The sequence below is a fragment of the Rhodococcus sp. Ni2 genome, assembly GCF_021352185.1.
Taxonomy (GTDB): domain Bacteria; phylum Actinomycetota; class Actinomycetes; order Mycobacteriales; family Mycobacteriaceae; genus Rhodococcus_F; species Rhodococcus_F qingshengii.
Genome location: NZ_WOXZ01000002.1, coordinates 1,572,832 through 1,598,975 on the forward strand (window position 1 = coordinate 1,572,832; position 26,144 = coordinate 1,598,975).

Annotated in this window: 24 protein-coding genes and 1 riboswitch; of the genes, 13 read left to right on the forward strand and 11 right to left on the reverse strand. The window is 62.8% G+C overall.

The annotated features are described in order from the left end of the window. The first annotated feature begins 180 nt into the window (after positions 1–180). Positions 181–4,365, forward strand: a complete 4,185-nt coding sequence (locus tag GN300_RS20870) for a bifunctional nitrate reductase/sulfite reductase flavoprotein subunit alpha (RefSeq protein WP_063316677.1) — start codon at positions 181–183, stop codon at positions 4,363–4,365. Between the two features lie 6 nt (positions 4,366–4,371). Here GN300_RS20870 and GN300_RS20875 read toward each other — a convergent pair whose 3' ends face one another. Continuing rightward, a complete protein-coding gene (locus GN300_RS20875; protein WP_007727408.1) occupies positions 4,372–4,836 on the reverse strand; it encodes a tRNA (cytidine(34)-2'-O)-methyltransferase in 465 nt (154 codons plus the stop codon). A 136-nt stretch (positions 4,837–4,972) separates the two neighbouring features. On the opposite strand from GN300_RS20875, the gene GN300_RS20880 reads away from it, so the two are divergent. Next, on the forward strand, positions 4,973–5,656 hold the full coding sequence (locus tag GN300_RS20880) for an excalibur calcium-binding domain-containing protein (RefSeq protein WP_063316676.1): 684 nt from the start codon (positions 4,973–4,975) through the stop codon (positions 5,654–5,656). 33 nt (positions 5,657–5,689) lie between these two features. Then, entirely contained in the window at positions 5,690–6,310 is a 621-nt protein-coding gene (locus GN300_RS20885) for a pentapeptide repeat-containing protein (protein WP_003940770.1), read from the forward strand. 6 nt (positions 6,311–6,316) lie between these two features. Here GN300_RS20885 and GN300_RS20890 read toward each other — a convergent pair whose 3' ends face one another. Together GN300_RS20890 and GN300_RS20895 are read right to left on the reverse strand one after the other, a co-directional pair. Then, positions 6,317–6,592: a DUF1905 domain-containing protein gene (locus tag GN300_RS20890; RefSeq protein ID WP_007727403.1), complete on the reverse strand. Its 276-nt coding sequence runs from the start codon at positions 6,590–6,592 to the stop codon at positions 6,317–6,319. A 32-nt stretch (positions 6,593–6,624) separates the two neighbouring features. After that, complete coding sequence (locus GN300_RS20895) at positions 6,625–7,137, reverse strand: GNAT family N-acetyltransferase (RefSeq protein ID WP_233405679.1); 513 nt, start codon at positions 7,135–7,137, stop codon at positions 6,625–6,627. Between the two features lie 31 nt (positions 7,138–7,168). On the opposite strand from GN300_RS20895, the gene GN300_RS20900 reads away from it, so the two are divergent. Together GN300_RS20900 and GN300_RS20905 are read left to right on the forward strand one after the other, a co-directional pair. Beyond that, complete coding sequence (locus GN300_RS20900) at positions 7,169–8,026, forward strand: bifunctional methylenetetrahydrofolate dehydrogenase/methenyltetrahydrofolate cyclohydrolase (protein WP_007727401.1); 858 nt, start codon at positions 7,169–7,171, stop codon at positions 8,024–8,026. 5 nt (positions 8,027–8,031) lie between these two features. Beyond that, positions 8,032–8,316: a DUF3017 domain-containing protein gene (locus GN300_RS20905; RefSeq protein ID WP_003940740.1), complete on the forward strand. Its 285-nt coding sequence runs from the start codon at positions 8,032–8,034 to the stop codon at positions 8,314–8,316. A gap of 5 nt (positions 8,317–8,321) precedes the next feature. Here the strand turns inward: GN300_RS20905 and GN300_RS20910 are convergent, their stop codons facing one another. The 4 genes from GN300_RS20910 to GN300_RS20925 all read right to left on the reverse strand — a co-directional run bounded on the left by GN300_RS20910 (position 8,322) and on the right by GN300_RS20925 (position 13,303). Next, the gene (locus GN300_RS20910; RefSeq protein WP_063316674.1) at positions 8,322–8,897 is read right to left on the reverse strand and encodes a hypothetical protein; all 576 of its coding nucleotides are present in this window, start codon (positions 8,895–8,897) and stop codon (positions 8,322–8,324) included. Next, positions 8,897–10,726 carry a DEAD/DEAH box helicase gene (locus GN300_RS20915; RefSeq protein WP_233405680.1) on the reverse strand — a complete coding sequence of 610 codons (1,830 nt, stop codon included), beginning with the start codon at positions 10,724–10,726 and terminating at the stop codon, positions 8,897–8,899. The genes GN300_RS20910 and GN300_RS20915 overlap by 1 nt, the downstream gene beginning before the upstream one ends. A 118-nt stretch (positions 10,727–10,844) precedes the next feature. After that, positions 10,845–11,981, reverse strand: coding sequence for a homoserine O-acetyltransferase (locus tag GN300_RS20920; protein ID WP_007727395.1), 1,137 nt, complete (start codon positions 11,979–11,981; stop codon positions 10,845–10,847). Continuing rightward, positions 11,978–13,303, reverse strand: coding sequence for a bifunctional o-acetylhomoserine/o-acetylserine sulfhydrylase (locus GN300_RS20925; RefSeq protein WP_007727392.1), 1,326 nt, complete (start codon positions 13,301–13,303; stop codon positions 11,978–11,980). Before GN300_RS20925 ends, GN300_RS20920 begins: the two co-directional genes overlap by 4 nt. A gap of 143 nt (positions 13,304–13,446) precedes the next feature. Then, positions 13,447–13,587: riboswitch (SAM riboswitch) on the reverse strand. 305 nt (positions 13,588–13,892) lie between these two features. Here GN300_RS20925 and GN300_RS20930 point away from each other — a divergent pair. The 7 genes from GN300_RS20930 (at position 13,893) to yhjD (ending at position 20,523) form a co-directional block, all read left to right on the forward strand. Beyond that, a complete protein-coding gene (locus GN300_RS20930) occupies positions 13,893–15,116 on the forward strand; it encodes an NADP-dependent isocitrate dehydrogenase (protein WP_003940772.1) in 1,224 nt (407 codons plus the stop codon). Between the two features lie 130 nt (positions 15,117–15,246). Beyond that, complete coding sequence (locus GN300_RS20935; RefSeq protein WP_374229177.1) at positions 15,247–16,455, forward strand: MFS transporter; 1,209 nt, start codon at positions 15,247–15,249, stop codon at positions 16,453–16,455. Positions 16,456–16,491: 36 nt separating this feature from the next. Beyond that, on the forward strand, positions 16,492–17,337 hold the full coding sequence (locus GN300_RS20940; protein ID WP_080726638.1) for an exodeoxyribonuclease III: 846 nt from the start codon (positions 16,492–16,494) through the stop codon (positions 17,335–17,337). Positions 17,338–17,363: 26 nt separating this feature from the next. Next, on the forward strand, positions 17,364–17,882 hold the full coding sequence (locus GN300_RS20945) for a ribonuclease domain-containing protein (RefSeq protein WP_054800923.1): 519 nt from the start codon (positions 17,364–17,366) through the stop codon (positions 17,880–17,882). Continuing rightward, on the forward strand, positions 17,882–18,376 hold the full coding sequence (locus GN300_RS20950; RefSeq protein ID WP_047271784.1) for a barstar family protein: 495 nt from the start codon (positions 17,882–17,884) through the stop codon (positions 18,374–18,376). Before GN300_RS20945 ends, GN300_RS20950 begins: the two co-directional genes overlap by 1 nt. A gap of 26 nt (positions 18,377–18,402) precedes the next feature. Next, positions 18,403–19,437 (forward strand): tryptophan--tRNA ligase, encoded by a 1,035-nt coding sequence (trpS, locus tag GN300_RS20955; protein ID WP_063316671.1) that lies wholly within the window; start codon positions 18,403–18,405, stop codon positions 19,435–19,437. 51 nt (positions 19,438–19,488) lie between these two features. Beyond that, positions 19,489–20,523 carry an inner membrane protein YhjD gene (gene yhjD / locus GN300_RS20960; RefSeq protein ID WP_042449663.1) on the forward strand — a complete coding sequence of 345 codons (1,035 nt, stop codon included), beginning with the start codon at positions 19,489–19,491 and terminating at the stop codon, positions 20,521–20,523. On the opposite strand, the gene GN300_RS20965 is transcribed toward yhjD, so the two are convergent. Beyond that, on the reverse strand, positions 20,520–21,830 hold the full coding sequence (locus GN300_RS20965; RefSeq protein WP_063316755.1) for a D-alanyl-D-alanine carboxypeptidase family protein: 1,311 nt from the start codon (positions 21,828–21,830) through the stop codon (positions 20,520–20,522). The two genes, yhjD and GN300_RS20965, sit on opposite strands and share 4 nt — an antisense overlap. A gap of 198 nt (positions 21,831–22,028) precedes the next feature. Here GN300_RS20965 and GN300_RS20970 point away from each other — a divergent pair, with 198 nt between their 5' ends. After that, positions 22,029–22,601: a dihydrofolate reductase family protein gene (locus GN300_RS20970; protein ID WP_003940686.1), complete on the forward strand. Its 573-nt coding sequence runs from the start codon at positions 22,029–22,031 to the stop codon at positions 22,599–22,601. 62 nt (positions 22,602–22,663) lie between these two features. On the opposite strand, the gene GN300_RS20975 is transcribed toward GN300_RS20970, so the two are convergent. Genes GN300_RS20975 through GN300_RS20985 form a run of 3 tightly spaced genes read right to left on the reverse strand, consistent with a single transcriptional unit; the run spans position 22,664 to position 26,121 of the window. Further along, positions 22,664–24,169, reverse strand: a complete 1,506-nt coding sequence (locus GN300_RS20975) for a CoA-acylating methylmalonate-semialdehyde dehydrogenase (protein WP_003941032.1) — start codon at positions 24,167–24,169, stop codon at positions 22,664–22,666. 24 nt (positions 24,170–24,193) lie between these two features. Beyond that, entirely contained in the window at positions 24,194–25,078 is an 885-nt protein-coding gene (locus GN300_RS20980; RefSeq protein ID WP_063316670.1) for a sugar phosphate isomerase/epimerase family protein, read from the reverse strand. A 2-nt stretch (positions 25,079–25,080) separates the two neighbouring features. Next, positions 25,081–26,121, reverse strand: a complete 1,041-nt coding sequence (locus tag GN300_RS20985) for a Gfo/Idh/MocA family protein (protein ID WP_063316669.1) — start codon at positions 26,119–26,121, stop codon at positions 25,081–25,083. Between the last annotated feature and the right edge of the window lie 23 nt (positions 26,122–26,144).

The following is a 26,144-nucleotide window of genomic DNA, read 5'->3' on the forward strand; positions in this document are numbered from 1 at the left end:
AACTGGGCATTCGCGTACAGCTGCCCGTCGACGACCGCCGGTCCCGGGACCGCACATCGGTCCGAAGGGCGCGGTGAGGAAAGAGTGATTGATACGCAACATCGAGCATGAACTCCCGAAACAACTGCATCCGAAGATAGAAGTCGACCTTGATCCTCGGTCGAAGGGATGCATGAATCGATGGGCGCTCAACTCACCACCACCAGTGTCGACACACTCTGCGCGTACTGCGGGGTCGGCTGTGGTCTTGTCCTCGACATCATCACCGATCCGGAGACGGGACGTCGGAAGGCTGCGAAGTCTTCCGGTCTGAAGACACATCCCACCAACTTCGGGCGTCTGTGCACCAAAGGCACCACGACCGCAGACATGCTCGCAGGCCCGGGGCGCATGGAATCTGCATATCGCCGTCCGCGCCGAGGTGATGCGATCGAAGCGGCGGACATGGCCGCAGTCATCACTGACACCGCCCAGCGCCTGCGGGCAATCATCGACGAGCACGGTCCCGACGCGTTTGCGTTGTACGTGTCCGGGCAGATGTCACTCGAAGCTCAGTACCTGTCGAACAAACTGGCCAAGGGCTTCATCGGGACCAATCAGATCGAATCGAATTCCCGACTGTGCATGGCAAGTGCCGGCACCGGATACAAGCAATCGCTCGGGGCCGACGGACCGCCCGGTTCCTATCAGGACTTCGAACATGCCGACGTGTTCTTCGTGACCGGCGCGAACATGGCGGACTGCCATCCGATCCTCTTCCTTCGAATGCAGGAGCGGGTCAAGGCGGGCGCGAAGTTGATCGTCGTCGATCCTCGACGCACCGCCACCGCCGACAAGGCGAACTTGTTCCTGCAGATCGCTCCCGGCACCGATCTCGCGCTACTCAACGGACTACTCCACCTGCTCGTCGTAAACGGCCACACCGATCCGGACTTCATCGCCGACTTCACCGAAGGCTGGGAGGTCATGCCCAGTTTCCTCGCGGAGTACACGCCTGCGAAGGTCAGCGAGATCACCGGTATCTCCGAAGCCGACATCCACACGGCAGCGCAGTGGATCGGTGAGGCCGCCAACTGGATGAGCTGTTGGACAATGGGTTTGAACCAGAGCACCCACGGCACGTGGAACACCAACGCCATCTGCAACCTTCACCTCGCGACCGGTGCGATCTGCAAGCCCGGCAGCGGTCCGTTCTCGTTGACCGGTCAGCCGAACGCCATGGGTGGGCGTGAAATGGGCTACATGGGGCCAGGTTTGCCAGGTCAGCGCGCCGTGATGGTCGACGCCGATCGCGACTTCGTCGAGGACCGATGGGGGATCCCGCAGGGCTCGCTGCGCACCGACATCGGCGGTGGCACCATCGACATGTTCTCCCGAATGGCGGCGGGCGACATCAAAGCGTGCTGGATCATCTGCACCAATCCCGTTGCGACGGTAGCCAACCGCAAGACCGTCATCGACGGCTTGGAGAAGGCCGACCTCGTCATCACCCAGGATGCTTTCCTGGGCACCGAGACCAACGAATACGCCGATGTTCTGCTGCCTGCTTCGCTGTGGACAGAGTCCGACGGAGTGATGATCAATTCCGAACGCAACCTGACGCTCTTTCAGCAGGCACTGGATCCGGTTGGGCAGGCGCTGCCTGATTGGCAGATCATCGCCCGGATCGCCTGCGAGATGGGGTACGCCGAAGCGTTCACCTACACCTGTGCCGAAGAGGTGTTCGAAGAGATCAAGCAGTTCTGGAATCCGAAGACCGGCTACGACTTACGCGGCGTCACCTACGAGCGCCTCCGCAAGACATCGATTCAGTGGCCATGCCCGCCAGACAGTGATCAGGACCGTCATCCCATCCGATACGTCAATGACGGTGTCAGTCAAAGGCTCCTGATCCGCGAGGACGGCAGCACTCCGCGGCTCGCATTTCCCACCGCCACTGGCCGTGCGATGTTCTTCGCACGGCCGCACATGCTTCCCGCCGAAATGCCCGACGACGACTACCCCTTCCTGCTCAACACCGGTCGTCTCGCGCACCAGTGGCACACCATGACCAAGACCGGCAAGGTGGCCAAGTTGAACAAGCTCAACCCAGGTCCCTTCGTCGAGATCCATCCCGACGACGCCGCCAGGCTCGGCATCGTCGACCAGGATGCGATCGAGGTTGCCTCACGCCGCGGTCGCGCTGTGCTTCCGGCTGTTGTCACCGACCGAGTGCGTCCGGGGAACTGCTTTGCCCCATTTCACTGGAACGACGCCTTCGGCGAATATCTGTCCATCAACGCCGTCACCAACGACGCCATCGACCCTGCCTCGCAGCAACCGGAGTTCAAAGCCTGCGCTGTCACTATGACGAAGGTCGCCGTGAACACACCTGAAACAGTGCTCGCCGAGGCGGCGCTGCTGGCTCCCGCGCCAGCTGATCGGGCGTTGTCGCGAACCGATGTCCTCGCAGATGTCCTCGGTCAAACAGGAACACCTGCAGTGGTATTCGATGCGCTCCAGCAGAGCTACCTGGCCGGCCTTCTCGCAGCGTTGCGTGCGGACGCCGATCGCACTGCCGGGGTACCTACCTTGCCGTCGACGGCACCCTTCGATGCCGAAAAGCGGATGTGGGTCGACGGTGTTCTGGCCGGCCTGTACTCGCGGATCTCACTTCCTGACACCGACGGGCCTGCGTTGTCATCGAGTCCGAGTATTGGATCCGAGCGCGCGCCGATCGTGGTGCTCTGGGCATCGCAGACCGGAAACGCGGAAGAATTCGCTGCTGAGTGCGCCACTCGTCTCGGGGGAATCGGCTTACCCGTGGTGATGCACGCGATGGACGAATTCCCGGCCGCCGACCTGGCAGCTACCAGAGAGGTCCTGCTGATCACCAGTACCTCCGGTGACGGCGAATCCCCGGACAACGGCAGCGGTTTCTGGGATGCGTTGTCTGCTGACACGGCGCCCCGCATGTCCGAGACACGTTATGCAGTCATCGCTTTCGGCGACTCGAACTATGCCGACTTCTGTGGACACGGACGAAAGCTCGACGCCCGCCTTGCCGAACTGGGAGCCAGTCGTATCGTCGATCGCGCCGACTGCGAGCCCGATTTCGAGGACACCGCTGCTGGATGGCTGGAGGCGGTCACGGCTGAGCTTCGGAGCTCGGTGGCCGGCGAGACGACCGACGTCCTCGTTGCAAAGAAGAATTCTGGGACAACCGTTGCAGCCGCGCCGATTTCACCGGCGATGTCGCCGCCGCTGCGATACAACAAGAAGGCGCCGCTGACCACAGCCTTGACGCGCAATGTCGTGCTCAACCGTCCGGGTTCTTCCAAAGACGTGCGGCAGTTGGGCTTTCACCTTCCAGGTGACACGGTCAGTTACGAAGCCGGCGACGCTCTCGGAGTCTGGCCCCGAAACAGCTCTCCGTTTGTCGACGAGTGGCTCACCCTTACCGGCCTCGACGGTGACGAGACCGTCGAACTGGGGCAGTACGGGGAAATGACGCTGCGTACCGCGCTCACCGAGCGCTTGGAGATCACTCGAATCTCGACCGACATGATTCGATTCGTGCATCAACGAACCCGCGATTCGGACCTGGCCGAGTTGTTGAAGCCGGAGAATGTCTCCACGTTCAAAGACTGGTCGTGGGGACGACAGTCCGTCGACATTCTCGCGCAGTCGCCCGTTCGTGCCTCGACAGACGAATGGCTCTCGCTGCTCAAACCGATTCAGCCGCGGCTGTATTCGATTTCTTCCAGCCCGAAAGAGAACCCACGCGAAGTGCAGTTGACGGTGTCCGCGGTGCGATACAACGTTGCGGGTGTCCCACGGCGTGGAGTGTGCTCGACTTACCTCGCCGACCACGCTCACGATGACGACATCGGTATCTACGTGCAGAAGTCGACCCACTTCCGGCCACCTTCCGATCCCGAAACCCCGATGATCATGGTCGGTCCGGGGACCGGCATTGCACCGTTCCGTGCCTTCCTGCATGAGCGGCGGGCATTGGGGCACACGGGTCCGAACTGGCTGTTCTTCGGAGAACAGCACGCCGCGACCGACTTCTATTACCGCGAAGAAATCGAAGAATTGCGGAAAGACGGATTCCTCACCGAACTCGACCTCGCGTTTTCCCGGGATCAAGCCGACAAGGTCTACGTGCAGGACCGGATGCGTGAGCGGGGTGCGCTGCTGTGGGAGTGGTTGCAGAAAGGAGCGCACTTCTACGTCTGCGGCGATGCCAACCGGATGGCCAAGGACGTCGACAGTGCCCTCAACGGGGTGGTCGCTCAACACGGAAAACTGGCTCCTCGCAGTGCCGAGGCATACGTGAAGGCTCTTTCGGCGGAGAAGCGCTATGTCCGGGACGTCTACTGACGTCGATCAGACAGCGCCCTTGAACCCGTGCTGACGCCAGGCCTCGTACGTCACGAGGGCGGCAGCGTTGGACAGGTTGAGGGACCGGCGTCCGGGCAGCATCGGGATACGCAGGCGCTCGGTGACGTGTTCGTCCGCCAATACTTCTTCGGACAGTCCGGTGGGTTCGGGTCCGAACAGCAGGACGTCGCCGGGTTGGTAGGCGATATCGGCATACGACGTGGTCGCGTGCGCGGTGAAGGCGAATACGCGAGCGGGGGTGACGGCTTCCCAGGCAGCGGTCAGGTTTTCGTGGACCGTGACAGTCGCCAGGTCGTGGTAGTCCAAGCCTGCGCGCTTGAGCTTCGGCTCCGACAAGTCGAACCCGAGAGGGCCGACCAGGTGGAGTTCGCAACCGGTGCCCGCGACCATGCGGATCGCGTTTCCGGTGTTGGGTGGGATGCGGGGCTCGTGGAACATCACTCGGAACACTCGAGGAACTGTACCGGGCGACGTATCGGTGCCCACGTCCGTGAGAAGACCGGTCGGGAAGTGTGGGCGAATTGGTAACAAACCGGCCAGTCCGTGCGAATCTATTTCCGGCACTCTTCGCAGAACGGACATTTTGATGAACCCTCCCGCCGGTTGGAACCCCGACCCCTTCGACCCCACGATCGACCGTTACTGGGACGGTCAGCAGTGGACCGCGCAGACACGGCCCAAGGGCGTCGACGCACCCACTCAGGTTTTCGGCACTCCCACGCAGGTCTTCGGCGCACCCGGATCGGCGGCGCCGGACACTAACGCCGAGGAAGGCAAGACGCGGCGTAAGTGGCCGTGGATCGCCGGCGCGGCAGTCGTGGGGCTGGTTGCCATCGCCGCGGCGACGGGAGCGGGCAAGTCGGAAGAATCGACGACGCCTGCTGCGACCTCTTCGGCGACAGCTGCAGCGACGACAACCAAGAGCACTGTCCCGTCGACGACAAAGACCACAACGTCGTCCGCCCCGCCGACCACGACTACCGCGACGACGCTGCCGACCACGACAACCACCGTGGCAATCGTGCCGCTGGTGCCTCAGGTTCCGGAGACCACGACAACGCCGTACGTTCCGCCCGCTCCGGCGTACACGCCCCCGAAGACAACGGAACCCGCCTACGTTCCGCCGCCGGCCAAGGTGCCTGACGCGGGGGTGTATTACGCCAACTGTGCAGCCGTGCGAGCGGCCGGTGCTGCCCCGATCTACCGCGGCGATCCCGGCTATTCGTCCAAGCTTGATCGTGACGGTGACGGCGTGGCCTGCGAGACCTAGGCGATCGAACCGGTGTCGGTGCGGCGGGGCAGTATGGACGGCATGCTCCCCGAAGAATCCGACGATGTCGTCGGCGAAGACTATTCAGACGCGCGGCTGGCCGGGCAGAAGTGGCGTCAGCGCACTTTCACCAACTGCAATTTCCGAGACGCCGACCTCACCGGACTCACGACGGAGTCGGTGGTGTTCACGGATTGTGATTTCACCGGCACCGATCTGGGGGAGTCCGTGCACACGGGAACTGCGTTCCGCTCGTGCAATTTTGCCCGGACCAGCCTGTGGCACAGCACGTTCCGAAACTGCAGTCTGCTCGGGTCGACGTTCGACGGTTGCCGCATCCGGCCGTTGACGCTCGACGAAGTCGACTTCTCGTTGACCTCACTCGGCGGGGCGGACCTGAGAAAGATCGACTTCACCTCATGCCGCTTCCGTGAAGCGAACCTGGTTCGGGCCGACATGCGGGGCGCGGTGCTGGCGTCGGCGGATCTGTCCGGTGCTCGTACGGGTGGACTCAAACTCGAAGGTGCAGACCTGCGCGGTGCACGGATCGATCCGAGCCTGTGGACGTCCGCGTCCGTCGGAAACGCGCAGATCGAGTTGATGCAGGCGGTGGCGTACGCGTCGGCGCACGGTCTTGTCGTCGACATGAAGTAGCAGCGCCTAGCTCTCCAAGCGCTCCTCGAGGCGCACCGTCACCAGCTCGCCGGTCTCCTTGCCGATGGCTTTGCGAAGATCGGCTTTGACCGGCAGCTTGTGGTTACCGTCTCCCAACGCCATGAACGAACTCTGGAACGGATGTCCGTCGATCGTCCCGCGTACCTTGACCAGGCCGCGGGTGCCGAAGAACTCGGCGGACTCCGGCCAGATCACATAAGTCCACCCGCCCTTGGCGTCGCTCTTCTGCAGGGTGGCCGTGAATTCCTTGTCCAGCAACATGATGTCGGTCCTTTCGAACTCGTCCCAGTCGATCAGCGGATGAATTCCCGTGCGAGCAGATCCATCAGCAGTCCGTCCTTCCACACACCATGGCGATCTCGCGAATACTCGCGCATCACCCCGACGTCTTTGAACCCCACCGATCGGTAGCACGCGATGGCGACGGAGTTGTCGACCTCCGGGTCGATGACCAGACGGTGGAATGCGAGGTCGTCGATCAGGTGGGCACACAGCACGCGAATCGATTCGCGACCGAACCCTCGGCCGTGGAAGTCGGGATCGAGGAACAAGTCGAGCCCGGCGTGGCGGAAGTCGGGGTTGTCTTCCGCTTCGTACCACTGGATGAAGCCGATCAGTTGGTCGCCGTGGAAGATGCTGTAGTGCGTGGTTCCGGCTTCTGGCGCCGCAGGCCAGTCGTCGTCGGGATTTTGCCACCACTGCACGACGTCCGGGTGCAGGTGAATTGCCCGCAGACGGGCGTGATGATCGGGCGCGACGGGGGAGAGGAGCACCCTCGGGCCGCGTAGTTCCGGAGCCGTTGTCACTCATCGACCCTAACCTGGAACAATGGTCGCCGTGACTGCAACGATCCTCGACGGCAAAGCTACCCGCGACGAAATCTTCGAAGACCTGAAGGTGCGGGTGAGCGCTCTGAAGGCAGAGGGCATCACACCCGGCTTGGGTACCATCCTGGTGGGCGACGACCCCGGATCCGCGGCTTACGTGCGCGGCAAGCACAACGACTGCGCCAAGGTCGGCATCAATTCTTTGCGACGCGACCTGCCTGCCGACATCACGCAGGAGCAGCTCAACGCGACGATCGACGAGCTCAATGCCAATCCCGAGTGCACCGGCTACATCGTGCAGTTGCCGCTTCCCAAGCACCTTGACGAGAACGCAGCCCTCGAGCGCATCGACCCCGACAAGGACGCCGACGGCTTGCACCCGGTCAACCTCGGTCGACTGGTGTTGGGCAAGGAAGCCCCGCTGCCGTGCACCCCGCGTGGAATCCTGCATCTCCTGCGCCGCTACGAGGTCCCTATTGCCGGCGCACACGTGGTGGTAGTCGGACGAGGCGTCACAGTCGGTCGCCCGATCGGATTGCTGCTGACGCGTCGTAGCGAGAACGCGACGGTCACGCTCTGCCACACCGGTACCCGCGATCTCGCGGCCGAGGTTCGCCGCGCCGACATCATCGTCGCTGCCGCCGGCGTTCCCGGCCTCATCACCGCAGACATGGTCAAGCCCGGGGCAGCGGTCCTCGACGTCGGCGTCAGTCGCACCGACGACGGCCTGCGCGGCGACGTCGCAGCCGACGTCAACGAGGTCGCCGGCTTCGTCTCACCCAACCCCGGTGGTGTCGGACCGCTGACCCGCGCGTTCCTGATCACCAACGTGGTCGAGCGCGCCGAGCGGGTTCTGGCCGGAGTCTGAGTCCGATGTCCTCACTGGTCGGCCTCGCGAAGAAGAATCTGCCCATGCTCGCGGTCCTCGCCGTGATCGCGGCGGCCGTGGTTCTCGTGCTGGCCGACCGGTGGCGCCGCGGCGCCCTCGTCTTCGGTGTTGCCGTCATCATCGGAGCTGCCGCTCGGTGGTTCGTTCCCGAGAACCGTGTGGGGTTGCTCGCGGTGCGTGGAAGGGTCTTCGACACTGCGGCGATGGGCGTTATGGGTGTGCTGATCGCGACGCTCGCCCTGACCATCGATCCGCTCGGTACCGACTGAGAAGATCAGTCCCCGTAGAACGAGCGAATGTCGATATCACTCAAAGGGATCCACTCCGGTGAATGTGCGGATGTCGACTTCTTTCCAGCCTTGACCGTTGCACTCCGTAACGTCACCGCAAGTGCAGGTTCCTCGTCGATTCGCCCGGCGAGGGCGTAGATCGCGGCGAGATGGTGAACGCACGGCGAGCGTCTACCTGAGCAGTCGCAGCTGGCAGTGCACTCCGAAAGATCAACGGCTACTGCGATATTTCGAGCCTGCAGTTCGGTGACGATGCTGTCCGGCAGTTCGCCGGTGGAGACGGATCTGTTCGCCTTTCCAGCCGAACGGAGAAGGCTCTTCACTGCAGCGATCTCGGATTTGGTCCAGAGCGGGACACCAATCGTCACTGACGAAGTTTTTGCCTTGGTGCTCACCTCGGCGACGACGGTCCCCGACGAGACGACGGTGAACTCCACGGAACCGTTGCGTGCCAGGGTGCGAGCCGTCGGCAGGGACGGGTTCGGACCGGACGCCGCGGTCCGCTCCACCGTGCGCAGCCACGCTCGACCCCAAGCGGTGACGCCGAATTCGTTGGCCATCAGATGATCACCGCGCCGTCGAGTTCGAGAAGTTCACGCAGTTCGGTGTCGGGGAGATCGGCCAGCGCGGCCTCGACGTTCCCGGAGACAGCATCGGCCACAACTCGTTTGGACTCGTGCATCGCTGCTATGTGATCCTCCACGGTACCGCCCGTCACCAAGGTGTGGACGTTGACGGTGCGTTTCTGGCCGATGCGGTGTGCCCGGTCGGTTGCTTGATCCTCGACGGCTGGGTTCCACCACCGGTCGTAGTGCACGACATGACTTGCGCGCGTGAGGTTGAGGCCGAAGCCGGCGGCGCGCAAGCTCAGAATCAGAACCGGTGGTGAATCCGTCTCGTTCTGGAACGCGTCGACCATCGCGTCTCGTTTGTCGGTGTTCAGGCCGCCGTGGAGGAAAGGCACGGCGCCGATTCCCAGTTCGGCTCCCAGGTGTCGCGAGAGCATCTCGCCCATCGTCCGGTACTGCGTGAATATCAGCGCGCGATCGCCGTCGTCGACGATCTCGGCGATCATTTCCGTTGCGCGGTCGAGCTTTCCGGATCTTCCGTAGAGGTCGTCCGTATCGCCGGTGACCTGCGCCGGGTGATTGCATACCTGCTTGAGAGTGGTCAGAAGCGCAAGGATGTTGCCACGCCGGGCAATTCCCGTGCCCAATCCGGAGTCGAACGCATCGGCAACTGCCGACCGGTAGATGCGCGCCTGTTCCGACGTCAGAGTGCACGAGACCGTGGAGAACTGCTTGGGCGGAAGATCCTTTGCCACTGTGTCTTTGGTTCTGCGCAGAATGAAGGGATCGATGACCGCGGCAAGCCTGGTCGCCGCGGTGGCCGATCGACCGGATTCGATCGGTACGGCAAAGCGTTGACGAAACCGTGCGCGAGTTCCGAGGACGTCGGGATTGGCGACGCGAAAGAGCGACCACAATTCTTCGAGACGGTTCTCCACCGGCGTGCCGGTCATCGCTACCTTGACGTCCGCCGACAACTGCATTGCTGCTTTCGCGGCGAGGGAAGCGGGGTTCTTAATCTGTTGCGCCTCGTCGAAGACCACTGAACTCCAATGTACCGGGGCCAATTGGGCTGCGTCGGAACGCAAGACGCTGTAGCTGGTCAGAACCGTAGTGCCGGCGGGGATACGAGTGGGAAGTGCACGGGCGGCCCCGTGATGAACGTGCAGTGGCAGATGCGGAGCGAATCGCTCGATCTCGCGGCGCCAGTTTCCTATCACCGAGGTGGGACACACAACCAGATGCGGACCGTCGCCGGCGCGGATCGCGATCATCGAAATCGCTTGCAGTGTCTTACCCAAACCCATCTCGTCGGCCAAGATCCCACCGCCCGAACCCGACAGAGCCGTCAGCCAGGCAACACCCTGCATTTGATACGGGCGCAGAGTCGCCTGAATCTTTGCTCGGCGAAGACTCTCGATGGCCGCGCGCGCTTCCGTGAACAACCGCACCGTGGACGCGGCGCTTCGGATCTTCGTGTCGTCGCGCTCGATAGCGGCATGCGCTGCGGTCGGAATGTCATGTGCGCCGGTGTCGATGACGCGCTTCCACGCGAGCAGCGACGATCCGGGGTCGCCGCGACCAGCATCGAGGTTGTGGAACGCGTCGATCGCGGTGGTGAGGTCGAGCAGTTGCGCTTCGACGTCGGTTGCTGTGATCGACTCGTCGACCGGGATCGCAAGCCTGCACACGCCCGGCGACCCGGTCGGCATCCCCAGTGCCGACAGCCGCGCTGCCGGGTCTGCGTCACCCCAGAACGCGAAGGACATGTGCTCGGGAATGTACGTAGCCTGCAGGCGCGTCGAGCATGGCTGATTCACGTTCGCCGATGCTAGCCGCGCCGGCTCACGTTCGCCAATGAGAATGTCGGGAAAACCCGCAGATCAGCTGTGGTTTTCCCGACATTGACGAATCCTGAAAACGTGGCTCTGTGCCGAATCAGCGAGCCGTACGTGCGAACTCCATCGTTCGGCGAAGCAGTCCGGCGACGGCGTCCGCCTCCGTCAGGAAGCCGTCGTGGCCGTCCTTGGACTTGAGAATCTCGAGGCCGCTGCACGTGGAAATTCCGTCGGCGATCTCCTCCTGCAAGCGAAGGGGATACAGCCGATCCGAGTCGACGCCGCCCACCACGACCGGTGCCGTGATCGATGCCAACGCCGCCGCAACACCGCCGCGTCCACGACCGATGTCGTGCCGGTTCATGGCCTCGGTCAGTAGGACGTACGTGCTCGGGTCGAAGCGGTCGACCAGCTTGTCTGCCTGATGTTCCAGGTAACTTTGTACGGCGTATCGTCCACCGTTCCAAGGATTTTCGTCGTTCTGAGCGGAGTTCTCGAAGCGTGCGTCCAGTTCGGACTCGGTGCGGTACGTCAGGTGCGCGATGCGACGGGCGATGCCGAGTCCGGTGCGAGGTGCCCGCCCCGTTCCGTGGTAGTCACCGCCCTGCCAATCCGGATCGGAGACGATGGCAGCGATCTGCGTCGTCTGGGTGCCGATCTGATCTGCAGTGGCCCGTGAACCGGTTGCGAGAACCAACGCGGAGCGAATGCCATCCGGGTAGGTAACTGCCCATTCGAGGGTGCGCATGCCCCCCATGGATCCGCCGACTACCGAGGCCAACTGGTCGATCCCGAGGAGATCGACGAGCTTCTTCTCCGCCGCGATCTGATCCCGGATGGAGATCTCCGGGAACCTGCTGCCCCACGGCTTGCCGTCGTCGGCCGGCGAACTGGGACCGGTCGTGCCGCGACAACCACCGAGGACATTGGTTGCGATGACGCACCATTCGCCGGTGTCGATCGGTTCGCCGGGGCCGACCATCCCGTTCCACCAGCCGGGGGAGGGCTGATTCGCGGAGATCGGTCCGGTGACGTGTGAGTCTCCGGTCAGTGCGTGCTCGACGAGTACGACGTTGTCGCGGTTCGGGGAAAGCTCACCCCACCGCTGAACGGCGAGCGAAACCGATGGGAGCACCGCGCCGCTCTCGAGTTCCAAGGCACCGATGTCGACGAACCCCACCTGGCCGTCGGGTGGGGGCAGGAGGTCGATCCTGGGCTCCAATTCGTTCACGGTCACGAGTTTGCCACCGCTGCCAGGCCGACGGTGAGATCGGCGAGGATGTCGTCGATTCCTTCGATGCCGACCGCGAGGCGGACGAGCCCGGGTGTGACACCGGAGGCGAGCTGCTCTTCGGGGGTGAGCTGCGAGTGTGTCGTCGAGGCGGGGTGGATGACGAGTGAGCGAACGTCACCGATGTTGGCGACGTGGCTGTGCAGCGTCAGGGCGTTGACGAACGTCTTGCCCGCATCGATACCGCCGGGCAGCTCGAAGGTGACGATTGCGCCGGTTCCCTTGGGCGTCAGCTGCTTTCCACGTTCGAACCATGGCGAGGAGGGAAGTCCCGCGTAGGAAACGGAGGCGACCTCGACGTGACCGTCGAGGAATTCGGCGACCTTCTGTGCATTGGATACGTGGCGCTCGATGCGCAGGCTCAAGGTTTCGATACCCTGCGCGATGAGGAACGCGTTGAACGGCGCCACGGCGGAACCGAGATCGCGCAGCAGTTGGACGCGGGCCTTGAGTGCGAACGCCGGCGCGCCGAGGTCCGCGAAGGTGACGCCGTGGTAGCTGGGATCAGGCGTCGTGAAGTTCGTGTGGCGACCCTGCGTCCAGTCGAAAGTGCCACCGTCGACGATGACGCCGGCGATCGCGGTGCCGTGTCCACCAAGGTATTTGGTGGCGGAGTGAACGACGATGTCGGCGCCGTGTTCGAGTGGGCGAAGCAGGTACGGCGTCGCGACTGTGTTGTCCACGATCAACGGAAGACCGTTCTCGTGGGCCAGTGACGAGATACCGGGTAGGTCGAGGATGTGGTTCTTCGGATTGGCGATCGTTTCGCCGTAGAACGCCTTCGTGTTCGGGCGAATGGCTTCGCGCCACTGCTCGAGATTGTCGGGATCCTCGACGAACGTGACTTCGATACCCAGCTTGCGAAGGGTGTAATGCAGGAGGTTGTACGTGCCGCCGTACAGGTACGGGCTGGAGACGATGTGGTCGCCGGCCTCGGCGATGTTGAGGATCGCGATGGTCTCGGCGGCCTGACCCGAGGAGAGGAGGAGTGCGGCGACTCCGCCTTCGAGGGCAGCGATGCGCTGCTCGACGGCGTCCTGTGTGGGATTCATGATCCGCGTGTAGATGTTGCCCGGCTCGGCGAGGCCGAACAGTGCCGCAGCGTGATCGGTGCTGTCGAAGACGTAGCTGGTGGTCTGGTAGATCGGCAGAGCGCGCGCGTTGGTGGCGGTGTCCGCTGTTTGTCCGGCGTGCACCTGCTTGGTCTCGAACGACCAGTTCGCGGTCGGATCCGAAGTTGCTGCGGCGTCGGCTGTGTTGTCGGTCATGATTTGTTCACTCCAGTGGTCTGACGGATAGATGTCGGACGGGGGCGAATGATCGCCGCCCCGTGCTGGGGTCTATCTACAAGTGCGACACATACTGAAATACCTCCGTGGGGCTCGGCCCGGTCTGGGGTCCGTCCCTGTCGGACCCGCGCTTGTCACCCGAATTGCGGTGGAACTGCGCGAGCAGATCCACGTCGGGAAACCTGGTCATCACCCGGGGCACCCCACCGCGGTTGGAGGGTTGCCGTCCAGCGAGCCGGGGCTTGACGCTGGCACTCATGACCAAGTCGGATTCTACCGGGAAGTGAGCGCAGTCCTGACACGGGGCGAAATGTGAGCCGCAACCGCACGCGAGGCAGAGCGACGCAGCCCACTAGCAGGCAAAAGTTACTCGCGAGTAGAGACCGATGAGTGGACCTGCCGGTTGCGGCCTCACGGGTTAGCAGTACGCTTGTCTTGTTTGGGACTCATCTCCCGAGATCAGTCCACACCGTCTAGGTTTGATAATCGAACCGTTCGCGGACCCACTCACAAAGTGTGACCGCAACCGTGTAACCAGGGAAACTTCCTAGGAGGACGCGAAGCACCCATGTCCAAAATCAAGGTTGAGGGCACCGTCGTCGAACTCGACGGCGATGAGATGACGCGCATTATCTGGCAGTTCATCAAAGACAAGTTGATCCATCCGTATCTCGATGTGAACCTCGAGTACTACGACCTCGGTATCGAGTACCGCGACGAGACCGACGACCAGGTCACCATCGACGCAGCGCACGCGATCCAGAAGCACGGCGTCGGCGTCAAATGCGCCACGATCACGCCGGACGAGGCACGTGTCGAGGAATTCGGTCTCAAGAAGATGTGGCGTTCCCCGAACGGAACGATCCGCAACATTCTCGGCGGCACGATCTTCCGCGCACCGATCATCATCTCCAACGTTCCGCGACTCGTTCCGGGCTGGACCAAGCCGATCATCATCGGCCGTCACGCATTCGGCGACCAGTACCGCGCCACAGACTTCAAGGTCCCCGGCCCCGGCAAGGTGATGATCACCTACACGCCTGAGGACGGCAGCGCACCGATCGAGCACGAACTGGTCAACTTCCCCGAAGAGGGCGGCGTCGTCCAGGGGCAGTACAACTTCACCACGTCCATCCGTGACTTCGCTCGCGCGTCGCTCACCTACGGACTGCAGCAGAACTACCCGGTGTACCTGTCCACCAAGAACACCATTCTCAAGGCGTACGACGGTGCCTTCAAGGACATCTTCCAGCACGTCTACGAGACCGAGTTCAAGGCTGAGTTCGATGCTGCAGGTCTGACCTACGAGCACCGCCTCATCGACGACATGGTCGCTTCCGCTCTCAAGTGGGAGGGCGGATACGTCTGGGCATGCAAGAACTACGACGGCGACGTCCAGTCCGACACCGTGGCCCAGGGCTTCGGCTCGCTCGGCCTCATGACGTCGGTTCTGCTGACACCGGACGGAAAGACCTGTGAGGCAGAGGCTGCTCACGGCACCGTGACGCGTCACTACCGTCAGCACCAGCAGGGCAAGCCCACCTCGACCAACCCGATCGCGTCCATCTTCGCGTGGACCCGCGGACTCGAGCACCGTGGCAAGCTCGACAGCACCCCTGAGGTCATCGGCTTCGCGCAGGCGCTCGAAGACGTTGTCATCAAGACCGTCGAAAGCGGCCAGATGACCAAGGACCTCTCGATGCTGGTCGGCGGCGATCAGGGCTACCTGACCACCGAGGAGTTCCTCGGCGCGCTCGACGTGAACCTGCAGAAGGCCATGGCCGCGAAGTAGATTCACCGCTTCACCTGTCAAATGGGACGTCTGGGAAACCGGGCGTCCCATTTGTGTTCGCGGTCTCACGTGAGTGAACTCACCCGCTCTCACTTGGAAGTTCAACCAGGTGTGAGACCACAATTGATCAGTGACTTCGTCTACCCTCTCCCGTTCTGACACCTCGACACCCGGGGTTCGTTCCGCCAGAGGTCCGGCGATGCTCGCTCTCGCTCTCGGCGGTTTCGGTATCGGCACCACCGAGTTCGTCGCCATGGGGTTGCTCCCGGAAATGGCATCCGGACTCGGCGTCTCGGAACCCGTCGCGGGTCACGTGATCTCGGCGTACGCGCTCGGGGTTGTCGTCGGCGCTCCGCTGATCGCTGCACTCACCGCACGAGTACCGCGCCGCACCCTGTTGATCGCACTCATGGTCGCGTTCACCGTCGGCAATGCCGCCTCGGTTTTCGCGCCCTCGTACACGACGCTGATGATGGCCCGCTTCGTCGCCGGATTGCCGCACGGCGCGTATTTCGGAGTCGCCGCACTGGTCGCAGCTCACCTGGCCGAACCGGGAAAACGCGCGAAGGCCGTCGCCATGGTGATGATGGGTCTTTCCGTGGCCAACGTGATCGGTGTGCCGGTCGCGGCCTGGATCGGCCAGGCACTCGGCTGGCGCAGCGCCTTCGCCTTGGTTGCGGTGATCGGAGTGGCAACGGTTGCTTCGCTGTTCGTCTGGATTCCGCGGTTGGACGGTATGCCGGTGACGAATCCGATCACCGAACTCGGGGCACTGGGCCGCGTTCAGGTGTGGATGACCTTGATCGTGGGCATGGTCGGATTCGGCGGGATGTTTGCCGTCTACACCTACATCAGTACGACTCTCACCGACGTGTCCGGGCTTGGCGCTTCGTTCATTCCCCTCGCACTCATGCTGTACGGACTGGGTATGGTGGCCGGCAACTTCGTCGGTGGATACCTCGCGGATCGCGCACTGATGAAGGGCTTGTTCCTGTCGATGGGATCCCTCGTTGTGATCCTCGCGGTCTTCGTGATCGCCGTGCGCAATCCGTACACGGCACTGATCTTCGTCTTCCTCATCGGGCTCGCCGGGTCGTCGATGGTGCCTGGCCTCCAGACACGGTTGATGGATGTCGCCGAGGATGCTCAGACCTTGGCCGCGTCTCTCAATCACGCCGCACTCAACATCGCCAACGCCTTCGGAGCGTGGATCGGCGGCGTCGTCATCGCAGCCGGTTACGGGTACACCGCGCCGGCAGCGGTGGGGTCGTTGCTGGCCGTCGCGGGTCTCGTCGTGCTGGCGGTAGCGGTGATTCTGCAGCGTAGGGTCGCGCGCTGACCTGGGCGCCCATCCGCGTCGGTGGAATCGGCTACGGTGCTTGCCGTGCCACAAACTGCTGACTCCCACATTCTTGCGCCCCACACCATCACGTCCGTGAACGTCAACGGCGTTCGAGCAGCTGCCCGCAAGGGCATGCTCGACTGGCTGGAGAAGACGTCGGCGGATTTCATCTGCCTTCAGGAAACGCGTGCGTCGGACGATCAGCTTCGCGAGACTCTCGAACCAGCGCTCGGCAACGGATGGTTCCTCGTCTCCGCCGAGCCGTCCGCGAAGGGACGCAACGGAGTCGCGGTGCTCTCACGCACGGAACCTGACGCGGTGCGGATCGGTCACGGGGACGACGAGTTTCTCGACGCCGGTCGATACATCGAAGCCGACTTCGCGGATCTGACCGTCGCGAGCCTGTACCTGCCCTCCGGTGAGGCGCTCACGCCGAAGCAGGAGGAGAAGGAGCGGTTCATGGCGTCCTTCGCAGTTCACCTCGCTACCACCGCTGCGGCGGCCGAGGCTGCCGATCGTCACGTGGTGGTCAGCGGCGATTGGAACATCGCGCACACCGAACTCGACCTCAAGAACTGGAAGACCAACAAGAAGTCTTCGGGATTCCTCCCCGAGGAGCGCGCCTGGATGGATCTGCTGTTCGCCGAAGATTCCGCGTGGGTGGACGTCTTCCGCACCCTCCATCCGGGTGTCGACGGCCCGTACTCGTGGTGGTCGTACCGCGGAAAGGCATTCGACAACGATTCGGGTTGGCGTATCGATTACCAGGTTGCCACTCGCGGATACGCCGAGCGGGCCAAGGTCGCGCTCGTGGAACGCGCTGAGTCCTACGACCTCCGTTGGTCGGATCATGCGCCTGTCACCGTCTCGTACCGATAGAGACGCGTATGTCTGAAGGTCTGAAAATGCCGAGCGCAAAGACGCGCAACGCCATCATCACCGTCGTGGTGGCGGTGGTTGCGCTCGTACTGGCGGTCACCCTTTCTTCACGTGACTCCGACAGTTCGGCGTCGTCGGGTACGAAGTCCTCGAGCGTTCAGTCCTCGAGTGTTCAAGCCAAGCCCGGCGCCACCACCAAGGCTGCGCCGTCGAGTTCCGCGCCCTCGAATTCCGCTGCCAAGCCAACGCAGCAGACAAGCACCGATGCGCCGGCGCGAGTGCTCGCCACGCTGGTCGAGATCGACGCCGGGAGGTGGCCGGATTCCGCCAATGCGCCGGGCACCAAGGGCGGCATCACCTTCCGCAACAGCGAAGGCCGCCTACCCGCTGTCGGTGCCGGTGGCGGACGTGTCGTCTATCAGGAATGGGACGTGAACCCGAAGAAGAACGGCCAAGGACGCGACGCCGAGCGAATCGTCACCGGCAACGACGGTTCGGCGTGGTACACCCTCGATCACTACGACACGTTTGTGAGGATTCGCTGATGTCCGATTCGTCTACGGTCAGCGTGGCGCAGTGGCTGGATCCGTCTTCGGATGTGGTTTCGGTGGCGCTGCAGAGCGACCCGGCCGTTGCAGATGATCTTGCACGTCAACTCCGTGCCGAGAATTTTATCGTTCGGGTGGTTCGCGGAGAGAACATGCGGACAACGGCGCAGGTCTTCGACGAGTTTGCGGCAGCCTTCCAGTTTCCGTCCCACTTCGGGCGAAACAAAGACGCTTTCGACGATGTCATGCGCGATCTCGACGACGTCCTCGGACTCGGCGCCGGATATGTAGTTGTGGTCCGAGGTGCGGGTTCTCTACTGTCCGAGCAACAGGATCAGTTGGAGTGGTTCCGCGAAACGATGGACTTCTACGCCGAAGAATGGGAACCCGTCGTTTTCCGGACCGTCTACCAGTTCGGTGCGGAGGACCTCACCGCCCACGGTGAAGACCTCGTCGAACTCGACTACCCGGGCACCACGCCACTGCACTGATTTCCACTCGTGAAAAGATCGGAACCATGTCGACCCCTGCAGAACAGAAGCCCACCGCAAAGCCTCGCGTGCTTTCCGGAATCCAGCCGACGTCGGATTCTTTCCACCTCGGCAACTACCTGGGTGCGCTGCAGCAGTGGGTTCCGTTGCAGGACGATTTCGACGCTTTCTACTTCATTCCGGATCTTCACGCCATCACGGTGACGCAGGACCCGAAGGAATTGCGTCGTCGCACCAAGGTTGCGGTGGCTCAGCTCCTTGCGGTGGGGATCGATCCGGATCGGGCGACGCTGTTCGTACAGAGTCAGGTTCCCGAGCACGCACAGTTGGCGTGGGTCCTGAACTGCATCACCGGTTTCGGTGAAGCCAGCCGTATGACGCAGTTCAAGGACAAGTCCGCCAAGCAAGGCAGCGACAACGCCAGTGTCGGTTTGTTCACGTATCCGGTTCTGATGGCCGCGGACATCCTTCTGTACCGCCCGCAGCGCGTCCCCGTGGGTGAGGATCAGCGTCAGCACCTCGAACTCGCACGCGATCTGGCCGGCCGGTTCAACACCCGCTACGGCAAGGCGTTCGTCGTTCCCGAGCCGCAGATCATCAAGGGCACGGCAAAGATCTACGACCTGCAGGATCCGACCGCCAAGATGAGCAAGTCCGCCGCCAGTGCGGCCGGACTGATCAATCTGCTCGACGATCCGAAGGTGTCGGCAAAGAAGATCAAGTCGGCCGTCACCGACAACGAGCGCGAGATTCGTTTCGACCCGCAGGCCAAGCCGGGCGTCAGCAACCTGCTCACCATTCAGTCGGCTCTCTCGGGAGTACCGATCGAGACTCTGGTGGCCGGTTACGAGGGCAAGGGGTACGGCGACCTCAAGAACGATACCGCTGACGTGCTGACCGAGTTCGTCACCCCACTCAAGGCGAAGGTCGACGGTTACCTTGCCGACGAGGCAGAGCTGGATCGCATCATCGCGGCTGGAGCGCACCGCGCCCGTGAGGTGTCTTCACGCACTCTCGCCGCTGTCTATGACAAGGTCGGATTCCTGGCACCGAAGGGCTGACTTACGCGAATTCGGACTCACGACGCCTGACCGAACATGAGGGGGACGGCAATGGCTGACACGGACGACGACGCACCGAGCTTTCTCGAGAAGCAACGGGCAGCGCGACCCTGGCTCGATCATCTGGTTCGCGCGGCCGGACGGTTTCAAGAGCAAAAAGGCGACTATTACGCTGCTGGTATCACGTACTTCAGCGTTCTCGCGTTGATTCCGATCATGATGGTCGCGTTTGCAGTGGCCGGTTTCGTATTGGCCGGGCATCCCGAGTACCTGGAGTCGATTCAGGAGCAGATCACCAAGAGCATTCCGGGCAGCTTGGGTGACACCATCAACACGCTGATCGATTCGGCCATCGACTCGCGCGCGAGCGTCGGAATCTTCGGCCTCCTGGGTGCTGCGTACGCGGGTCTCGGTTGGATGGCAAACGTTCGAGACGCGCTGACGGCGATGTGGGAGAGCAAGCGCGAGCCGAAGGGTTTCGTACGTACCAAACTTGGTGACGCAGGGGCCCTCGTCGGTCTGGCTCTCGCCATGGTCGTCTCACTGGGAATGTCGGCGCTGAGCAGTGGGCCGGTTGCGACTCAGATCGTGAAATGGCTCAACCTCGAGAACATCACCGGTGTCGGCGTGGGGCTCAGAGTTGCTTCACTGTTGCTCTCACTCCTGGCGACGTGGGCGGTGTTCCTGTGGGTGATCGCCCGACTGCCGCGCGAGCCTGTCACGCTGCGTAGCGCTGCGCAGGCAGCGGTTATCGCCGCGATTGTGTTCGAGATCTTCAAGCAGGTGGGTGCGATCTACCTCGCTGCCGTCACCAACGGACCAGCGGGCGTGGCATTCGGTCCGATCATCGGTTTGCTCGTGTTCGTGTTCACGGCGTCACGGATGCTGCTGTTCTGCACGGCGTGGGCGGCGACGACCAAGGAAAGTATGGCCCTGGCGTTCGTTCCGCCGCCGGATCCCGCAGTGATCTCGCCGCGAATCGTTGTCAGTGACGGTGCTTCACCGTCTCGCGTGGCTGCGCTGATCGCCACGGGTGCGGTTGCCGGCCTGGGTCTTTCGGGCTTCATGCGTCGTCGGCCGCGCTAGCGCCTCCGACGGTTGAGGGCAACGGCTCCCGCCACCAGCGCGATCACCACTACTCCACCGACAGCACCGATGAGGATGCGGTCAGTGGTGTCGGATTCGGCGTCGGTAGCGGTGGGTGCTGCCGAGATCGAGCCTGGTGCAGCGGCAGACGGTGTGCGAGTGACATCGGGACTGGAATCGTCGGTGGATCGGTCCGTCAACGAGCCGACGGTTGTGCTCGCGGGGAGTGCATATCCGTAGTCGAGTAGACGGGCAGCTTGTTCCCACGGACGGATCGGCTTGGCTTCGCCGCCCATCAATGTCACCAGTAGTTTCCGGCCGTTACGCTCCGCGCCACCCACATACGTGTGGCGGGCGTCGTCGGTGAAGCCGGTCTTGCCGCCCAATGCGCCGTCGTAGTTGTAGAGCAGCTGATTGTCGTTGGCGAGAGTGAATCCGGGGCGGTCCTGATCGTCGGGAATCGTCGGATCCTTGGGGAAGCCGGGAAATTCGACGGTCTCGGTATGGATCAGACCGGCAAACGTCGGATTCTGCAGGGCGGTATGGAAAATCACGGCCAGGTCGTACGGCGAGCTGCTCATCCCCGGGCCGTCGAGTCCGGATGGAGTTGCCGTGCGAGTGTCGAGGGCGCCGAGTTCGGCCGCGAGCGCGTTCATTTTCGACACGGCTGCAGCGTCACCGCCGAGTTGGCGGGCAAGAGCATGCGCGGCATCGTTTCCCGACGCCATGACCAGACCCTGCATCAGTTGCCGGTTGGTGTACTTGCCGCCCTTGCCGATGCCGACAGCGCTACCTTCAGCGTCCGCGTCTTCGGCAGTTGCGGTGATTTCGGTGTCGAGATCGAGTTCGTCGAGCGCGACAAGAGCCAAGAGCATCTTGATGGTGCTGGCCGGTCGGTAGCGACCGTGCGGATCTTTCGCGGCGAGGACCTCACCGGTTTCGGCGTCCGCGAGTACCCATCCGGATGCCGCGATATCCGCCGGGAGCGGGGGAGCGCCATCAGGGAGTACAACACCGCACTCGCCGAGCTTGTCTCCACCGACAGGGCTTTCCGGAATCGGGACAGCAGTCGGGGCCGTAGATCCGGGCGCGGGTGCTTCGGAGAGATCGATCGCCGGTGCCGGGCTACTCGTGAAAGGGCAGCTGTCGGTGTTGGGTGTTGTGAACGGTGCCTCGGTGGTGGTGGAGGGCGGCGGGGCCGGTTGGGCGCCGGCCATTCCCGAGGTCCCTACGACACCGGTAAACGCAATGCTCCCTGAGAGCACTGTTCCGGCTACTGCCACTGCACACTTTCGACGCCACATCATCGATATACGAGGGTATGCGAACCTGAGGGAACGTCCGAATCGCCACGCAAGCAGAGGGATCGAAAACAGGCGATTCGGTTTGTACATCGGTCATAGTGGACGATCGCCGCCGATGAGTTCCACCACCACGCAGAGTCTGTAACAGTGGGGTAGTCGGCTACTCGAATGGCGCACACGCACTGACGACAGGGGATCGGTATGGGCAAGATCGTGGTGACAGAATTCGTGTCTTTGGACATGGTCATGGAAGCGCCCGGTGGCGAACCGGGTTATGCGCACACTGGATGGGTCTTTCCGTACCAGGAGGGCGATCAGATGAAGTTCAAACTCGACGAAACCCTCGCCGCGGACGTCCTTCTACTCGGGCGGCGGACCTACGAGAGCTTCGCCGGTGCCTGGCCTGAGCGCGAGGACGACCAAGGCTTTGCGGACAAGATGAACGAGATGCCCAAGTACGTCGTCACGAGTTCGACCGAACCGCTCGAATGGAACAACTCGACGGCGCTCGACGGTCCCATCGAGGAATCTGTCCCGAAGCTCAAGGAGCAGATCGACGGCGAGATCCTGGTCGCGGGAAGTCGGACGCTCGTCCACGCGTTGTTGCTGGCCGGTCTGGTCGACGAGTTGCGCCTGATGGTCTTCCCGGTCATTCTCGGGTCGGGCGGGAGAGTGTTCCCCGAATCGGCCGACAAGATCGTCCTCGAATTGAAGGACGATCGTCGGTACGAATCCGGAGTTCAGGTACTAACGTACCACCCCACGGTCACGTAGACCTCTTGAAAACATCTGTGGCCGAGCCTCTTCGAGAGTCTCGGCCACAGATGTCTTGCCGGCTAACTGTTTTCGGGGAAGCCGAGGTTGATGCCGCCGTGGCTGGGGTCGAGCCAGCGACTGGTGACGGCTTTACCTCGCGTGAAGAAATGAACACCTTCTGTCCCGTGAGCGTGGGTGTCACCGAAGAGGCTGTTCTTCCAGCCGCCGAAGCTGTAGTAGGCCATGGGAACCGGGATGGGGACGTTGATGCCGATCATGCCGACCTCCACCTCGTTCTGGAAGCGTCGGGCAGCGCCGCCGTCGTTGGTGAAGATGGCGGTGCCGTTTCCGTACGGGTTGTTGTTGATCAGTTCGAGGGCTTGGTCGTAGGTATCGACACGCACGACGGACAGGACAGGCCCGAAGATTTCGTCGGTGTAGATCGACATGTCGGTGGTGACGTGGTCGATGAGGGTGGGCCCGAGCCAGAAGCCGTCCGGTCCACCATCGGCCTGAACTGTGCGTCCGTCGACCACGATCGTGGCACCGTCCTTCTCCCCGGCATCGACATAGGACGCGACCTTGTCGCGATGGGCCTTGGTGACGAGCGGACCCATGTCGGAGTTCTTGGTGCCGTCACCGGTGACGAGGGGAGTGGTGCGTTCGACGATCTTGGCAACCAGTTCGTCGGCGATGTCGCCGACTGCGACCAGGGCGGAGATCGCCATGCATCGTTCGCCCGCGGAGCCGAATCCCGCGTTGACCATTGCGTCGGCGGCGAGGTCGAGGTCGGCGTCCGGCAGAACGATGGCGTGGTTCTTGGCGCCGCCGAGTGCTTGCACGCGTTTGCCGTTGGCGGTGCCGGTGGCATAGACGTACTGGGCGATGGGGGTGGATCCGACAAACGAAATCGCTTTGACTGCTTTGTTTTCCAGAAGTTCGTCGACGGCGAGCTTGTCACCTTGGAGGACGTTGAAGACGCCGGGGGGCAGACCGGCTTCGGCCCAGAGTTCGGCGAGCCAGATCGCCGCGGTGGGGTCCTTCTCCGAGGGCTTGAGAATCACGGTGTTCCCGGCGGCGATGGCGACCGGGAAGAACCACATGGGGACCATCGCGGGAAAGTTGAAGGGCGAGATGATGCCGACGGGGCCGAGGGGTTGGCGGATGGAGTAGACGTCGACCTTGGTCGATGCATTCTCGGTGTATCCGCCCTTGAGGAGATGCGGTATTCCGCAAGCGAATTCGACAACTTCCTGCCCGCGGCTGATTTCGCCGAGGGCGTCGGAGAGAACCTTGCCGTGCTCGGCTGTGATGATCTCGGCGAGTTCACCTTTGCGAGCATTGAGGAGTTCGCGGAAGCTGAACAGTACCTGTGTGCGCCGGGCCAGTGAGGTGTCACGCCAGGCGGGGAAGGCCGCCGCAGCCGCGTCGATGACAGCGCGGGCGTCCTCGAGGTTCGCCAGGGCCAGTCGGCCGGTGATCTGTCCGGTGGCGGGGTTGGTGACGGTGGCGGTGTCCTCGGACGTTCCGGCGAACGGCTTGCCGTCCAGCCAGTGCGCGATGACGCGAGTATCAGTGCTGGTCATGGTATTTCCTAGTGGTCTGGTGACTCAGGAGTTCGGGGAGGTGTACTTGGCGACGTAGTCGTTCATCGTCTCGCGCTGGTACCGGGAAACCTCGTGCGCGTTTTCGTTCTCGGCGAAGACGCTCGACACCATCACGGTGTTCTCACGTTCGTAGAAGCCGAGTTTGCCGAGACCGCCGAAGAATTCGTCCCAGTTGACGTCTCCGTCACCGATTTTGAGATGCTGATGCACTCGAACGGCATTGCCTGGCGGGTTGGTGATGTAGCGCAGTCCGTGGGAACGGTGATGATCCATGGTGTCCGCCACGTGAACGAGTCGGACCATGTCGCCGGCGGCCTCCATGATGGCGGGAAGGTCCCCACCCATGTGGAATTGGTGGCACGCCACGATCACCATGCCGAGGTTCTTGGAGTTCACACCACGGATCGTGCGGATCGCGGCTAGTCCGTCTTCGACAAAATCGTCCGGGTGGGGGTCGATCAGGACGTCGATTCCCTCGCGTTCGATGATCGGAACCAGTTCCTCCATCGAACGATAGAACGCACGCTCGGACTCTTCGGCCTTTTCGGGGCGGCCGGAGAATTCGGTGTTCATGACGTTGACACCGAGATCGACCGTGATCTGGATGGCCCGCTTCCAGTAACGCACGGCTGCTTCGCGGGCGTCCTCGTCCGGGCCGGACCAGCGAAGGACCGGGAGTACCGACGCGATGCCGACCCCAGCACTCGCGCAAGCTTTCCGAAATTTGGCGACGAGCGCGTCGTCGGCTTTCGGGTGATTGAAGAACGGGATCATGTCGACGTGCGGTGTGAGCTGCAGGTACTCGTACCCGAGATCGGCAACAACCTGAGGTAGCTCGAGTAGTGAGTAATCGTGATGGAAAGGTGTGGGGTCGAGTGCGACCTTCATCGCTAAGCTCCGGCCACAGAGTCGCGCGCAACCATGTCCACGTCGACGCGCTGACCCGTCTCCAGAGACTTCACACCGGCGGCGCAGACAGCGGCCGCGGCGTACCCGTCCCAAGCACCTGGTCCGTCGATGTAGTTGCCGGTGCCGGCGCCCGTCTTCACTGCCTTGATCCACCGGGCGAACTCGGTGTCGTAGGCCTGCCCGAAGCGTTCGCGGAATCCTGGGGTGATCTGCCCACCCCAGTTGCCGGGCTTGGTCTTTCGGATCAGTCCCACGTCGAGTCCGATCATCGCGCTTCCGAGTTCGCCGACAACTTCGGTGCGCACCTCGTAGGCAACTCCGGTGGTGACAAACACCTCGGCGTCGACGTGTCTGCCGGACTCGGTCTCGAATATCGCGATCTGTGGGTCTTGAATGCCCTCGGGAGCAAGCGAATTCGCGGCCGGTCGGATGATCTGCACCGAGGTGATCTCTTCGTCGAGCAGGAATCGTGTCACGTCGACCTCGTGGACGAGTGAGTCCTTGACGATCATCGCACTGTCGAAGCCGTTCGGAACCGCAGGATTGCGGTGAGCGCAGTGCACAACGAGAGGGCGACCGAGATCGCCGCTGTCGATCAAATCCTTGAGCTGGGTGTATTCGTGGTCGAACCGGCGCATGAAACCAACCTGGATCAGTCTTTTTCCCAGCGCTGCTTCGGCTTTGACGATCGTGAGCGAACTGTCCGCGTCGGTGGTCAGCGGCTTTTCGCAGAGAACAGGCTTGCCCGCTTCGAGGCAGGCAAGAACCTGCTTCTCATGGGTCGGGCCCGGGGTTGCGAGAACAACGGCGTCGACGTCCTCGGCTGCGATGGCATCGAACGGATCGACGACGACGCGCGCCCCTGGCGTCAGTGCTGCGATTTCCTCGGCGCGGGCGAGAGAGTAGTCGTTGACGACGGTGACGCGGGCACCGCCGATTTTGTTGGTGATGCGGTCGACGTGATCGGCCCCCATGATGCCGACGCCGAGCACTGCGATCCGGAGATCCTGGTTGTCAGACATGCGGTGGTACTCCTCGATTGTGT